Source organism: Achromobacter sp. GD03932 (genome assembly GCF_029839485.1).
GTDB lineage: Bacteria > Pseudomonadota > Gammaproteobacteria > Burkholderiales > Burkholderiaceae_B > Achromobacter > Achromobacter bronchisepticus_A.
This window is the reverse complement of sequence record NZ_JAOCAT010000019.1, coordinates 13555-28735: the sequence shown is the minus strand read 5'-3', so window position 1 is coordinate 28735 and position 15181 is coordinate 13555. Positions and strand designations below refer to the sequence as shown.

The following is a 15181-nucleotide window of genomic DNA, read 5'->3' as shown; positions in this document are numbered from 1 at the left end:
GAGAAGCGCCCTCAACGGAGCGCCATCCGAGGCGTCATCCGGGAATTCGCCCTCCTGCCGATCCGAGAGCGCATGGTGCCGCGTTAGCCGGGCGGCTCGACCAAGCGCGGCAACGTGCGATGGCAGAGGACGTCGGCGGGTTCGACGACCGTAAGCTGCTCAAGATTCGGCTGCGCGCGGGCGACAAGAGCGTGCCCGCCTTCGATGCCATTCCTGGCGTGGAGATTGTCAGCCAGGAAGATGAATCCATCGTGCTGGCATTCGCCACTGATGACGGCTTGAGCGAGTTCGAGAGCCGCCTGGCCACCCTTGCACGTGATGGCGTTGTTACACGCAAGGAACTGTTCTACGTCATCGAAGACTTCGACCACTGGACACCCCAGGACCGTACCGGCGCGGCCTTGCTTGAGCAAGGATTTCCAGCCGCGCCAACCTTCATGCTCGATGTCGAACTATGGCCCCAGGAGCGACAGGACAAGCGCCAGCAAATGGTGCGTGCCTTTCTCGACTGGTTGCATGCACAAGGCATTGAGCGGCTGGACGACATCCAGCAACCCTCGCTCGTCATGGTCCGTGTGCGCTGCAACGGTGCGCAGGCCGAGCAGATCTTGCACCATCGCGATGTGCGCACTGCCGACCTGCCGCCCCGCTTGGGTGTGGCCGTACAACTGCTTCATACCGACATCAACCAATTTCCTCCGATCGATCCCCCTTCTGACGATGCTCCGTCCATTGCCGTGCTGGATTCAGGCTTGACGCGCGGACATTCGTTGCTCGGCGCAGCGGTCGGCGACGCGCAGGGCTACCTCGCACCGCATCGCAGTGCGGATGACACCGATCCCCACTGGCACGGCACCTTCGTCGGCGGGCTTGCGTTGTACGGCGATGTCCATAGCGCTATTCAGCAAGGGCAGTTCGTCCCGCAGCTTCGCCTGTTCTCCGGCAAAGTGTTCGAAGACGACGGACAAGACCAAACTGCGTTCGTCGAAAAGGCGGTCGAGGAAGCCGTGCGCGCACTGCATGCGCAATACGGCTGCCGGGTCTTCAACCTAAGCTATGGCGACCTGAACAAGGTCTACGATGGCCGTCATGTGCGCGGGCTCGCCTACACGCTGGATCGGCTGACGCGTGAGCTGGGGGTCCTGTTCGTAGTACCAGCGGGCAATTTGTTGTCATCCCAGTTGCCAGCCGATACACGCGCGAGTTACCCGGACTACCTGTTCGAAGGCCACGCCCGCCTGCTGGACCCCGCCACATCGCTCAACGCGCTGACCGTTGGCGGCTTGAGCCTGAACGAGGCCACACGCAATGCACAGCGCCATCCCAACACGATTGAAGACCACGTGTTGGCACGGGCGGAGCAGCCGTTTCCATTGACTCGCAGCGGCCCTTCTGCCAGCGGCGCCATCAAGCCCGACGTGGTCGCGCATGCCGGCAACATCGCCTTGCGGCGCACTGGAGGTGGCACAGACCATGCCGGTCTGGGAGTGGTGTCGCTCAACGGCGGCTTTGCCTTGGGGCCGGCGTTCAAGGAAGACATCGGCACTAGCTACGCCGCCCCCCAAGTCGCCCACCAAGCCGCGCGGCTACTGGCCGAAGTGCCCGACGCTTCGCCCAGCCTGCTGCGCGCACTGATCGGCGCCCATGCCCGCTGGCCGCAAGCCTGCGAAGCGCTGTTGAACCCCGGCAACAATGCTGAAGGCCGCGACAAACTCCTGCGCCTCGTCGGGTATGGGCGCGTGGACGATGCGGCGCTGTTCCGCTCGCTTGATCACACCGTCACCCTGCTGGCCGAAGAGCGCGTCGGAAACGACCAGCACCACTTCTTCGAATTACCTCTACCAGACAGCTTCTGGGACGGTGGCCGCCGCACGCGTGAGGTGACCGTCGCGCTCGCCTACAGCCCTGCCGTGCGCACCACGCGGCTGGACTACCGAAGAGCCAAACTGTGGTTCCACCTGGTGACGGCTGGCAGCCTGGATGAGGTCACCCAAGCCTACCGGCGCAATCGGGAAGAAGGCATGGGCGAACGCGCCAACGGCCGCTGGCTACCCAACGACACCCGCAAGAACGGCACGTTGCAGGTCTCTCGATGGCGCTTCAAACAGGCGCTGGCCAACGGTCACAAGGTGTTCGTCGTGGTGACCCGGCAAGACAGCCTTTGGTCCGATGGGCGCGATGGGGACGAGCCCTATGCCGTCGCCGTGGTGCTGGCGGATCGGGAGCAGGCCAACGCTCAGCTCTACGCCCAGGTGCAAGCAGCGCTGCAAGCGCGTGCCCAGGCACGTGCGCGCGCTCGGATTGGCGGGAGGGCCTGATGCCGGCGCTCGAACCTCAGTACTTGGCCATCTTGAAGCAGGTGCTCGCCGCCCGCTTCGTGCCGTTCCTGCCGCCATTGCTCGGCAACGTCAATCCCGCCGATCACGCGGCGAAACAGCTTTCGCGGGCCTTCAGCGCCTTCGTCCTCCACAAACTGCTCGACATTACGCCGCAGGTGGCGGCCGCCTCGGTCGTGGATGATTTCAACGACAAGGGCATCGACGCGATCCACTACCACGCGCCGTCGGAGACGCTGTACCTGCTGCAAACCAAGTTGAAGGAGTCCGAGCAGTTCAAGCAGGAGGATGCGCTGCCGTTCTGCGAGGGCATTCGCCTGTTGCTCAAACAGGACTTCACCGCGTTCAACGGGAACGTCCTAAATCGGAAGGCTGATATCGAGGGCGCACTCGATGCGTGCAGCCACATCAAGCTGGTCGTGCCCTGCACCGGCGATGGTGTATCGCAAACGGCCCGCGACGCCTTGCAGGCGCTGCTCGATGACGAAGACCTCGACGAAGAGCGGCTGGTCAAACAGGTGGAATACTACACGGCAACCGAGATCGCCCGCGATCTGTTGGCGGAGCAGGCCTACCAACCCGTGCACACGGATATCGCGTTGCAGAAGCACGCGAAAGTCGAAAGCCCGCGAGCCACGTACTACGGTGTCGCGCGGCTGGCGGACTTGGTGGCCCTGCATCAGACGCACGGCAAGGCCCTGTACGAACGCAACATCCGCTACTTCCTCGGCAGCAGCAAGTCTGATGTTAACAAGGCCATCAAGACGACCTTGCATGACGCCCCGGCGGACTTCTTCTACCTGAACAATGGCGTCACGGCCGTCTGCGACCTGATCGAGCCGAAGGCTAACAAGAATGGCGTCAAGAAGTTCAAGGTGCGCGGCTTGTCCATCATCAACGGCGCGCAGACGGTGGCGTCGGCTGCCGAGTTCGTGCGCCAGCATCCGGGCAAGAGCATCGATGACGCCAAGGTGATGCTCACTTTGATTAAGGCATCGGCGGACGGCCAGTTTGGGAAGAGCGTGACCAAGGCTCGCAACCACCAGAACCCGGTGCAGACCGCGAACTTCGCCTCGCTGGACGAGAACCAGGAGCGGCTACGGCAGGAGATCGCCCACCTCAGCTTCGATTACCACTATCGCCCCGAGGCCCTCGCGACCGGCCCCAAGGCCATCACGCTCGATGAGGCTCTGCGGGCAATGGCCTCGCAACAGAACGACCCACGCTACGCCGTATGGCTCAAGAGCGAACCGGTGCGGCTCGCCAACCCCGACTCCACCGAGTACCAGGCGCTGTTCACTGCCGCGCTACCGGGCGTGACGCTGATCAATGCGGTCCTGTGCCACCGCGCCATCCGCGCCCTGGTGGTGGATTACGAGCAGAAGGCTCCAGCGCGCAGCCAGGAACGTCTGATCTACCGTCACGGCGTACACGTCATCACAGCCGTCATGATGAAGCGCCTGCGCAGCCGCATTGGCACGGCGGCCGTCATCGACCCGGCAGCGATTCCCGCGCTGATCAGCCAGCCGCTCGATCAGCTCCGGCAGCAGGCTTTCGACCTCGGCCAGCAACGACTCGTTCTTGAGGGGCCGCTGGCTTACTTCCGCAACCAGGGCAACGTCGCCGCCTTCCTGGCCGACCTGATGGAAGCACATTTCGCCCTGGGTGCCGATCCGGCCATAGCGCCACTACGCAATATTCAGAATGCAGCGGACGCGTATCCGCGCAAGCGCCTGATCGACTACTTGTCGAGCCGCGCGCCACAACTATGAGAGCGATGCCATGAGCAAACAAAAACTAGAACTTACCTGGATCGGGAAGGAGAAGCGGCCCAAGCTGGAGCCGCGCATCCTGCTCGAAGACCCCGAGAAGTCCTATCACGCCAAGCATCGCGTGACGGACAACGACATCTTCGACAATCGGCTGATTTTTGGCGACAACCTATTAGCGCTCAAGGCGCTGGAGGCCGAGTTTGCGGGCAAGGTGAAGTGCGTGTTCATTGATCCTCCGTACAACACTGGAAGTGCGTTTGAGCACTACGACGATGGACTTGAACACTCAATTTGGCTGGGATTGATGCGAGACCGTCTTGAGATCATCAAACGCCTACTTTCCGCTGATGGCTCCTTATGGATAGCAATTGACGACAATGAAGGGCACTACTTGAAGGTGCTCTGCGACGAGGTTTTTGGGCGTCAGGCGTTTGTCTCGTCGATGGTGTGGGAGAACTTTTACGGGCGCAGCAATGCAGCGGCTGTCTCGCCAGCACACAACTACGTCCTGCTGTACTCGCCAATGGGGCAGGACTGGAAGAAGGTTCGAAACCTCCTCCCGCGAGGCGAAGAAGCTGCGAGCAAGTACAAGAACCCTGACAACGACCCACGTGGTGCGTGGCGACTGGGTCCGATCTTTGCAGCCGGCGAGAGGCACGAGGGGCTCATGTACACGATAACAACGCCTTCTGGGCGGTCGGTAAGCCCCCCCAAGGGAAGTCACTGGCGCATGCTGGAAGATGACTTCTGGAAGATGGTCAAGGAAGGCAGGATCGTGTTTGGTGAAAAGGGAGACAACAATCCAGCCGTCAAACTGTTTTTGCGTGAAGTTCAGGAAGGCTTGGTACCTCGGACTTGGTGGTCTCATTCAGAAGTCGGTCACTCGCAGGAAGCGAAGCGAGAGATTCAGGCGCTCTTCCCAGAAGATGTGCCTTTCGATACACCGAAGCCGGAACGTCTGCTCAGGCAGGTGATAACGATTGCCACCAATCCCGGCGACATCGTATTGGACTCCTTCGCCGGCTCCGGCACCACAGGAGCGGTGGCGCACAAAATGGGGCGCCGCTGGATCATGGTCGAACTAGGCGAGCACTGCCACACATGTGTCATCCCGCGACTCCGCAAGGTGATTGACGGTACAGATGAGGGAGGGGTCACCGAGAGCGTTGGTTGGCAGGGTGGCGGCGGGTTCCGCTATTACCGCCTTGCCCCCAGCCTGATCGTCAACGACCGCTGGGGCAACCCTGTTGTTAACCCGGAGTACAACGCCGCGATGCTGGCCGAGGCCCTGGCGAAGCTGGAAGGCTTCACCTACGCACCCTCGGAGACGCGCTGGTGGCAGCACGGCCACTCCAGCGAGCGCGATTTCATCTGTGTCACCACTCAAAACCTGTCCGCCGAGCAGTTGCAGGCTTTGTCCGATGAAGTTGGCCCCGAGCAGAGCCTGCTGGTGTGCTGTTCGGCCTTCCGCGGCGTAACGGCCGCCAGGGCATCCGAGCGTTGGCCGAACCTGACACTGAAGAAGATTCCCAGGATGGTGCTGGCCCGCTGTGAGTGGGGCCAGGACGACTACAGCCTGAACGTGGCCAATCTGCCGATGGCGCAGCTTGCGAAGGCCGAGCCTGCGGCCACGGTCGATAGCAGCAAGAAGATCAAGAACAAGAATGCGGCCCTCGCCAACGCGGGACAGGGCGGCCTGTTTGGGGGGAACGAATAATGAGCACCCGCGTCCTGCACGCCGTTACCGGTCGTCTGTCTCTTCGTCCGCCGCAAGCCGAGTCCCTTATCAAGCTCGCTCGCGCGCTTGATGCTGCGCCCGAGCTATTGGGTCACGAGCGTGATGTCTCGGCCATTCTGTCCACGTTGAAGGCCGAGTTCAGCACGCTGGAGGACTTCGAGCGCGAGTTCCCGTCGCTGTGTTTCGCGCTGGCCACGGGCGTGGGCAAGACGCGCCTAATGGGAGCCTTTATCGCCTACTTGCATCTAGCGCACGGCATCAACAACTTCTTCGTGCTCGCACCCAACCTGACGATCTACAACAAGCTCATCACGGACTTTACGCGCAACACGCCGAAGTACGTGTTCAAGGGGATCGCCGAATTCGCGCAGCAACCGCCGCTGATCATCACCGGCGACAACTACGACCAGACCGGTGCAGCGGTAGACGATCAATCGATGGGCTTCGCCCACGACGTGCGCATCAACATCTTCAACATTTCCAAGATCAACTCCGAGGTACGCGGCGGCAAGGAGCCGCGCATCAAGCGGATGAAGGAAGTGCTGGGCGACAGCTACTTCAACCATCTGGCCAACCTGTCTGACCTGGTGCTGCTGATGGACGAGTCGCACCGCTACCGGGCCAGCGCCGGCGTGCGCGCCATCAACGAACTCAAGCCGCTGTTCGGTCTGGAAGTGACAGCGACGCCCTTCGTCGAGTCCAACCGAGGGCCTGTGCCGTTCAAGAACGTGGTGATCGACTACCCGCTGGCGCGGGCGATGGAGGATGGCTTCGTCAAGGAGCCGGCCGTGGTCACCCAGCGCAACTTCGACGCCAAGGCTCACACGCCCGAGGAGATCGAGAAGACCAAACTGGAAGACGGCGTGCGCTTGCATGAGACGACCAAGGTCGAGCTGCTCACCTACGCCCGCGAGAACGGCGTCAAGCCGGTCAAGCCCTTCATGCTCGTCATCGCTCGCGATACCACGCACGCGGCGCAACTCTTGGCGCTTCTGGAGTCGGGAGCCTTCTACGAGGGGCGCTACCAGGGCAAGGTGATTCAGGTCGATTCCAGCCGCACCGGCGCGGAGGAAGAAGAGATGATCACGCGCCTGCTGGCCGTGGAGAGCGTGGATGAGCCGACCGAGATCGTGATTCACGTCAACATGCTCAAGGAGGGCTGGGACGTAACCAACCTCTATACCATCGTGCCGCTGCGTGCGGCTAATGCCCGCACGCTGATCGAGCAGTCCATCGGGCGCGGCCTGCGTCTGCCTTACGGCAAGCGCACGGGCGTCGCGTCGGTGGATCGCTTGAACATCGTCGCGCACGACAAGTTCCAGGAGATCATCGACGAGGCCAACCGCGGCGATTCGCCGATTCGTCTGAAGCAGGTCATCCTTGATGCGCCGAGCGCCGACGATAAGAAGGTCAGCGTGCAGGTCGAGTCCGGGGCGGCGGCGCGTCTCGGTTTGACGGAAGCACCGGTCGTGATCACAGGGGTTTCAGCCACTGACAGTGGAGCGGAAGTCCCCGCGCCCAAACCGGTGTTCACCACGGAGGCGGAGAAGCAGGCCGCGCGCGTGGTCATGGACGTCATCGGCAAGTACGAGGTCAAGCGCGATCTGGTGCCCACCAGCAGCGCGCTGCTGAAACCAGAAGTGCAGAAGGAAATCCTCGCGGAAGTGGCAGAGCGGCTGAAGCCGCTGCAAGGCGAATTGCTGGCGGACGTGGATGAATCAGTCCCCGCACTTGACTTGTCCGCCGTGGTGGCGAAGACCACCGAGATCGTGGTGCAGCAGACCATCGACATCCCACGCATTGCGGTGGTGCCGACTGGCGAGATCACAACGGGCTTCCACGCCTTCAAGCTGGATGTGAGCCAGCTCCATCTCCAGCCTGGCCAGCGCGAGATCGTCGGTCAGATGCTGCGCACGAACGAGCAGTTCACCCTGGCCGCCGAAGTCGGGCTCAAGGAGCAGCGCCCGGAGGATTACATCGTCCACGCCATGGTGGACTTCGACGACATCGACTACTTCACCCACGCCGAGCTGCTCTACGACCTCGCGGGCCAGATGGTGCAGCACCTGCGCGGCTATCTGTCCGAGGACGAGGCCATCAGCGTGCTGGATCGTGACCGCCGCTTGATCGCACGGGAAATCCACGCGCAGATGATGGCCCACTTCTGGGAGGAGGCGACCGAGTACGAGGTGCAGGTCAGTCGCGGCTTCACCGAACTCAAGCCGTGCAACTACACCGCCACCGCAGGCCAGACGGCCCACCACTTCCGGGAGACCGTGACCGAGACCAGTCGCATCAAGCAGATGCTCTTCGGTGGCTTCGCGCGTTGTCTGTACCCGCTGCAGAAGTTCGACTCGGATACCGAGCGGCGCTTCGCCATCATCTTGGAGCGCGACGCGACGAAGTGGCTCAAGCCCGCGAAGGGGCAGTTCCAGATCTACTACAAGCTCGGCACCGAGCAGCCGGAGTACATCCCCGACTTCGTGGCCGAGACGGACGCGACCATCTTCATGGTGGAGACGAAGGCACGTGCCGACATCAACACGCAGGAGGTTCAGGCCAAGGCCGCTGCCGCCATGCGCTGGTGCAAGCACGCTTCCGATCATGCGGCGAACGTAGGCACCAAGCCCTGGAAGTACCTGCTGGTGCCCCATGACGAAGTCAGCGAGTCGAAACGGCTCGCGGATTACCTGCGCTTTGAGGTCAAGGCGTAATTGAGTTACCGCTGTTCGCCCACGGAGATTCCGATATGAGCCGTGCTCATCTGCGCTTCCAGGTGGATTCCCGCCTCGCCACATTGTTGAGTCAGGAATACTCCTCGTCCGAGCGAGCGCTGAAGGAACTCGTGGACAACGCATGGGACGCCGACGCGGAGCAGATAACGATCCTCCTCCCGAAACCTCTGAGTGGTGACCCTCTCGTCATCCAGGATGACGGCACTGGCATGACCGAGGAAGAACTGCGCCGGCACTATTTGTCGATCGCATCTGATCGGCGTTCGCGGCGCGGTGAGCGCACGGCCGGGAAAAATCGCTTGGTCAAGGGGCGCAAGGGTATCGGCAAGTTCGCCGGGCTCATGGCCGCAGCGGTGATGACGCTTGAAACCCGTGCGCGCGGTCGATTGTGCTGTATCACCTTGCGGCTGGACGATCTGTCCCAAGTCGAAGACATTGAACAGTTGAATATCGGCCTGCAAAGCGATCCTTGTGGGCCGGAACTGCATGGCACGACAATCACGCTGAGCGATCTGCATCAGGGCCTGGCTTATCCGGATGCCAATCGGCTGCGCCAGATCCTTTTGCAGGACTACGGGCGACAGGATGACTTTGCAATCACGATCGACGGCAAGCGGCTCGACGTCGATGATGTATCCGGTAGCTACTCGGAGCAGGAAGAGGAGCTTCCAAGTGCCGGTAAGGTAAAGCTGCGTTTCTCCATCAGCGACGGCAAGTCCGGGTTGCGTCAGCCAGGCATCACTCTGCGTGTGGACGGCAAGGCCGTTGGGCGGCCTGGGTTCTTCGGCCTTGATCAACGAGATGACTTTCCATCCAAGCTGCTGCGAAAGCTCTACGGCGAGATCGAAGCAGATGGACTGCGCGACCACATCACGGCGGGCTGGGATGCGGCGGTCGAGAACAGCGAGCTTCTGAGAGAGGTTGAGGGCTACGTCCAGCCCATCTTGCGAGAAGCCTATGAGCAGCAGTACCGGCGCGAAATTCAGTTGGCGCAGGCCCGCTTGCAGAGAGCGATCCTCGCGCGCTTGTCGGCTCTGCCAGAGCACAAGCGTGTATTTGCCGACCGCGCGATCAAGAAGATTCTCGACAAGTATTACGGCGAGCCGGAGAGCAAAGTCGAGCCGGTGGTAAATGTGCTGTTGGAAGCGATGGAGCGTTCCGACTACCGCATCCTCCTGGAGCACATCGCAGAAGCAACACCGGGCGATGTCGCTGGGGTAGCCGAGCGCCTTGATGAATTTGGCTTGGCAGAGATGGCCTTCCTTGTACAGCAAGCGACGGCTCGCCAGGTCTTCCTTGATCAACTGGACGCGCTCGCTCGTGACGCCGCTACGACGGAAGCCGTCGTGCACAAAGCCCTGGAGCGAAACCTGTGGGTATTCGGTCCCGAATACTCGCTATTCAGCTCGAACAGTACATTGCGGCGGCAAGTGGAAGATGTCCTCGGAGAGACCTACACAGGTGACAAGGCCAACAGGCGCCCCGACCTGCTCCTCAACGAGAACCTCGGCGGACAGTACCTGTTGATCGAGTTCAAGCGGCCGAGCCACGCGCTGAATCACGATGATTACGTGCAAGCGATTGGTTACAGGCACGAACTGGCAAAGTATCTCGGTTCTCCGATTCAGGTTCTGCTCGTCGGCGGCAGTCGGTCTTCCGACTTTCCTACGGACAATCGTGAACCGCATGTCGAGGCTCGGATTTTTGGTCAGGTCATCTCCACCGCGCGGCGGCAGATTGAGTGGCTGCTACGTACAGCGGAGACATGTTCAAACTGATCCACATGTCGCTACGAACTTGACGGCGCATACTCCATCGCAGCGGCACCCAGGTCACAGGTACTTCTTAAACGTCGCCGCCGCAATGCACACCGCCACGCCGAGCAGTGCGGCGCTGGGCAGCAGGATCAGCAGCGGGTTCACGCTGACCGGCAGTGCCAGGTAAGTCACCCACGGCAGCACGGCCAGCGGGATCAGGCTGGCCCTGGCGCGGTGATAGATGAACCCCGACTCGCGTCCCGCGCCGAAGCGGCGGATGTCCCGGCGCACCAGGCCATCCACCAGCCCGACGAAGGCGGCCATCAGGAACAGCGGCAAGGTCAGGCACAGCACCAGCAGCCGCACGAGGAAGACCAGTGTCGTGTAGGCCGCCGCGATCAGGTAGCTCTCCACGTTCACGGAGACCAGACCCAGGTAGTAGCGGAAGTCCTTGGTCGGGCGATGGCTGCCGGCGCTGGCCTGCGCCGAGGCGTCGCGTATCCAGTCCAGCAGACCGCTTTTCACGAACAGCCAGTCGTAGCCCTGCTCGACCAGCCGGTGCGCGGTGCGCCCCGGCTCCTGCAACAGCGCGCTGCGCGTGAAATGCGTGGAGAGCTGATCCAGCTCGTAGTGCAGCATGCCCTGCGCGTGGCGCCAGCCCTGCTCGGGCCAGAAGAAGTGCATGCCGACGCATTCGATCAGGATGCACAGCAGCAGCGCGCCGCACAGCACGCCGAAGAAGCGGAACGGCAACGTGACCAGGCCGGCGATCAGCCCCTGCTGTCGTTGCTGCTGGCGCTGGGCCGCGACGGCCGGATCGCTCATGTTTCGGCCTCTTCAGCGGCGGCCATCTGCTTGAAGTCGTCCAGCAGGTCTTCGGGCAGCGCCTTGTCCTGCAGGCCGGGGATGCCTTGGTTCTCCCACCAGTCGCCTGCCTCGACGTAGTGCTGTCGCATGTAGCCGGCCAGCTCCTGCAGATCCTCCGGCATGGCTTCGTCGGGGTCGGGTGCCGGCAGCGGCATGCGGACTTTCCAGAGGTTGCCGCCCTCGGTCAGCGCGAAGCACTGCCCCTTGGGCAGCGCCACCACATGCGCCGGCTCGATCAGCGGCACGCTGTTGCTGCTGATGCGGTCCTGGGTGTTGGACGTGAAGGCGGTAGTGCCGCGCGGGTCGGAGCTGTCGGTGGCGCCGCTCATCAGTGCCGTGGCGTACACCTCGACCTTGGGCAGTTGTCGCGTCAGCAGTTCGGCGGTGGCGGTCTCACGCACGCGCAGCATGAACAGGTTGTTGAAGTTGCCGACCACCTGGCCGGCCTTGGCACGGTTGCCGATGCGCGCCTCGATGTCGCTCAAGGTCTGCGTGTAGGCCGTCACCTGTACGCCGGCACCGCCGCCCTTGTTGACCATCGGAATGAACTCGTCGCCCATGAGTTCATTGAATTCGTCGGCGTGGACGTTGATCGGAATCTTGGTGCCCGCCGCTGCGCCGGGTAGCCCGTCGTCGATGCCGAACTTGTAGATGTGACCGGCGACCGAGACCAGATCGCTGAACATCGAGTTGCCCACCGCCGCCGCGACCTCGGCGTCGGACAGCGCATCCAGCCCCACGTAGACCACCGCGCGTTTGCGGATGACCTGCATCCAGTCGAAGATCGGTCGCGGGTCGGACAGGTCGGAATAGTTCGGTGCGAGCAGTTGCGCGATCTTGCCGGTGGTGAGCTTCTCCAGCAGCGGCAGCAGCGAAGCGACGATCTTGTCGAAGTACGTCCGGTCGTAGCGCACGGCGCTGCGCAGACCGTCGAGCACGGGGTCATAGACGCGCACTTGGGACAGGTACTGTTCGAGGGCCACCACGCGCTTCTCGCGCCCGATCATGTTGCGCGGGATGTTCTTGTCGTTCAGCTTGGCTTCGAGCTGGACGATGACCTCCCAGGCCTTCGGCTCGTTCTTGGCGAAGTAGTGCTGGGCGTACTCGATGAACAGCGCGTCGATGTTGATGACGTGGCGCTGGATCAGCAGGTAGTCCGGCCGCTGTCCCAGTTCCACCAGGGCGCGCGCGATGATGTTGACGAAGCGCCAGGCGAATTCGCGGAACGCGGCGCTGTTACCTTCGCCCGAGAGCTGCCCGGCGATGCGCGTGGCCACCTCGGAGATCCGTCCGAACCGGCCCACGGCGTTGTAGCGCGCCGAGATGTCCGGCCAGCCCAGATGGAACACGTAGAACTCGCCTTCGCGCCCGGCGCGCTTGGCCTCGACGTACATGCGCTTCAACAGGTCCGCATCGCCCTTGGGGTCGAAGACGATCACTACCTCGTGCTCGCCGCGGACCTTGCGGCGGATGTCCTGGGTGATGAACAGCTCGGCCAGCCGCGTCTTGCCCACGCGCGTGGTGCCCAGCACCAGGCTGTGGCCGACGCGCTCGCCCAGCGGCAGGGTGACGTCGACCTCGTGCGGCTCGATGCCATGCAGGCGCGGCAGTCCGCCGACCGGCGGCAGCGGCCGCGCGGGGTTGAGCGGGCTGTCCCAGGCCAGCGCGCGCGCCAGCGTCGAGATGGGAAACGGTGCGAACTCAAGCCGCTCCTCCAGCCGCCGGGCGGCCCGGTAGATCGCCGTCGGCTCGACGTAGCGGCGGAACTCCGGCCGGTAGGTCTGCATCAGCCGGTGCGTGTGCCGCTGCTCCCAGCGAAAGCCCCGGCCGACGAACAGCCGTTGCTGACTCACCGGCACGTCGCGGCTGGTCATCACGTAGCGCGGCAGGCGGCGGATGTTGCGGCGATAGCGCAGGATCGCCCAGGCATCGCGCAGGCGAATCGCGCCGAAGGTCAGGAAGGCCAGCGCCGAGCCCAGGCCGAGCAGCGGATTCAGCGCGAGCGACCACGGTGCCACCAGGCACAGAATCGCGGCGCCGGTGCAGACCGCCACGGTATGAAGCTCCACCGCTGGCCGCAGCAGCACCTCGACCGCATGCGGTTGGGCCATTTGCGCACCTACTGCTCGATGCCGGTGGACGTGATGAGCACCGGGTAGTGGCGCAGGCCCAGGCGCTGGGCCAGGTCGTCGCCGGAGGCCGGCGAGAGGGTCAGGCCGGGCGCCAGGCGGCGCAGCTCTGCGAGTGCCGCCGCCGATTCCACGTTGACCACCAGGCCCACGGCGCCCAGCTCGCGCAGCGCGGCCTGCCGCTGCCGCAGCCAGGCGCGCGACCGCTCGTCGTCGCCGATCAGGAACAGCGCCGTCAGGCCCGGCGCCCGGATGACGCGGCGCTGCACCTCGCCCGGCGACAGTTGCGCCGAGCGCACCGGCAGCATGGCGGCTTCGGCGTCGGCTGCGTTACCCACGCGAGGGACTGGCATCGGGGCCGGCGGTGCGGCCTGATCCGGCTGGGGATTCAGCGGCCGGTAGTACGGCAGCGCGGAGTCGCCGCCGCGGTCTTCGACGACGATCAGCGGCGCGGAGACGGTCTGGGCGAAGACGGTGGTCGTGGACAGCAGCCCGATGGCGGCGATGAGGACGGTGTGGTTCATGGCGTGGTGGCCTGGAGGGTTGGAACGGGAACGCCGGGGTCGATCACGCGGGTCAGGTGCCGATGCACACTGCGCCGGTAGCGCGCTGCGGGTGCCCCGCCGGCGGGCCGGTGGTAGCGGCCGATGGCAAGCAGCCAGTCCTCGCCCGGCGTGTGCTGTTCGCGCAGGATTTCCGCGGCGACGGCGAGATTGCGGTACGGGTCCAGCAGCTCGCAGGGCTGCGTGTAGCGATGCGCGTGGTAGCCGAGATTGACCTGGCCGAGACCGGCGTCGATGCGATTGGCCGGCGTGTGGGCGAGCGCACGGTGCAGCCCCGCGCAGGCCTCGGCGCGGGTGGCATAGCGCTGCGGCGTGCCGGCGACGTTGAGCGACCACGGCCAGGGGATCAGGCGCCCGCGCAGCATGGCGCCGCTCTCCTGCAAGGCCACCGCGTACAGCACCGCCGCCGGCACGTCTGCACGATGCGCCGCCAGTTGATAGGCCGGCGGCGGCACTTCCCGCGCCGGCGTTGCGAAGGCCGCGGTGCCGGTGGCGAGCAGCAGCACGGCGCAGGCGCAGCGGATGGTGACGCGGGATGGCCGACGCTCCCGGCCCGGAGTACCTATTGCCGCTGCCATTGGCCGTTCACCTCGCGCACCACGGCCGGCAGATCGCCGGGGAGGCCGAGCGACAGCCAGCGCCCCGCATCGTGGTTGAGCGTGATGGTGCGAGCGCGCACCCTGGCCGGGTCGATGCCCGCCTGGGTGGCCCACTGCCGGATGCGCGCGTCGTCCTGACGGCTGCCGACCATGTAGAGATCGAAGGCCGTGCCGGCCGCCTGCAACTGCTGCACGCGCTGCGCGCACGGTGCGCAGTCGGCCTTGACGAAGACCGCCAGGCGCCCGGAGCCGGTGTTGCCGGCACCCTGCGCCTTGGCGCCGGGCAGGCTCACGCGCGGCTGGCCGGGAAACAGGCGCTGCCACGCCGCGTCGTAGGCACGCTGGTAGGCCAGCGTCTTGCCGACGCGCCGGGCCTCGGCCTGCACCTGCAGCTCGGCGTAGCGCCTGCGCTCCTCCTCGCTGCGGGCCTCGATGCCCAGCGTCGTGAGCGGATCGAGCTGGGGCGAATAGACCCCGAGCGGCCCCTGCATCAGTTGCCGGTAACGCGCCCACTCCTCGGAGCGAAGCCCCCACTCCCGCGCCTGCCTCTCGTCGAGCGCGGCATCAGCGCCCGGCTGCACCTGGGCGGGCACCAAGCGCGAGTTCGTCACCGGGGCCGGCTGGGCGGATGCGTCGAAAGCGGCGAACAGGACGACGGCAGCGAACAACGGCCGCAGGTTCATGG

At 64.2% G+C, this 15181-nt stretch carries 10 protein-coding genes; 5 read left to right on the top strand and 5 right to left on the bottom strand.

The window, feature by feature from the left end:
- Positions 1-119 precede the first annotated feature (119 nt).
- The 5 genes from N5C88_RS18295 to N5C88_RS18275 are packed head-to-tail and all read left to right on the top strand — an operon-like array spanning position 120 to position 10359.
- Entirely contained in the window at positions 120-2318 is a 2199-nt protein-coding gene (locus N5C88_RS18295) for a S8 family peptidase (RefSeq protein WP_088446840.1), read from the top strand.
- Positions 2318-4108 (top strand): AIPR family protein, encoded by a 1791-nt coding sequence (locus N5C88_RS18290; protein ID WP_088446841.1) that lies wholly within the window; start codon positions 2318-2320, stop codon positions 4106-4108. The genes N5C88_RS18295 and N5C88_RS18290 overlap by 1 nt, the downstream gene beginning before the upstream one ends.
- A gap of 10 nt (positions 4109-4118) precedes the next feature.
- Entirely contained in the window at positions 4119-5825 is a 1707-nt protein-coding gene (locus tag N5C88_RS18285; RefSeq protein ID WP_088446842.1) for a site-specific DNA-methyltransferase, read from the top strand.
- Positions 5825-8560: a DEAD/DEAH box helicase family protein gene (locus N5C88_RS18280; protein ID WP_088446843.1), complete on the top strand. Its 2736-nt coding sequence runs from the start codon at positions 5825-5827 to the stop codon at positions 8558-8560. The genes N5C88_RS18285 and N5C88_RS18280 overlap by 1 nt, the downstream gene beginning before the upstream one ends.
- 35 nt (positions 8561-8595) lie before the next feature.
- Positions 8596-10359, top strand: a complete 1764-nt coding sequence (locus N5C88_RS18275) for an ATP-binding protein (protein ID WP_033959598.1) — start codon at positions 8596-8598, stop codon at positions 10357-10359.
- Between the two features lie 54 nt (positions 10360-10413).
- Here N5C88_RS18275 and N5C88_RS18270 read toward each other — a convergent pair whose 3' ends face one another.
- Genes N5C88_RS18270 through N5C88_RS18250 form a run of 5 tightly spaced genes read right to left on the bottom strand, consistent with a single transcriptional unit; the run spans position 10414 to position 15179 of the window.
- Positions 10414-11163: a TIGR03747 family integrating conjugative element membrane protein gene (locus N5C88_RS18270; protein WP_012584746.1), complete on the bottom strand. Its 750-nt coding sequence runs from the start codon at positions 11161-11163 to the stop codon at positions 10414-10416.
- Complete coding sequence (gene traD / locus N5C88_RS18265; RefSeq protein WP_088446844.1) at positions 11160-13316, bottom strand: type IV conjugative transfer system coupling protein TraD; 2157 nt, start codon at positions 13314-13316, stop codon at positions 11160-11162. Before traD ends, N5C88_RS18270 begins: the two co-directional genes overlap by 4 nt.
- Positions 13317-13324: 8 nt before the next feature.
- On the bottom strand, positions 13325-13858 hold the full coding sequence (locus N5C88_RS18260; RefSeq protein WP_088446845.1) for an integrating conjugative element protein: 534 nt from the start codon (positions 13856-13858) through the stop codon (positions 13325-13327).
- Positions 13855-14475 carry a lytic transglycosylase gene (locus N5C88_RS18255; RefSeq protein WP_088446846.1) on the bottom strand — a complete coding sequence of 207 codons (621 nt, stop codon included), beginning with the start codon at positions 14473-14475 and terminating at the stop codon, positions 13855-13857. Before N5C88_RS18255 ends, N5C88_RS18260 begins: the two co-directional genes overlap by 4 nt.
- A complete protein-coding gene (locus N5C88_RS18250) occupies positions 14460-15179 on the bottom strand; it encodes a TIGR03759 family integrating conjugative element protein (protein WP_088446847.1) in 720 nt (239 codons plus the stop codon). The genes N5C88_RS18255 and N5C88_RS18250 overlap by 16 nt, the downstream gene beginning before the upstream one ends.
- Positions 15180-15181: the final 2 nt, after the last annotated feature.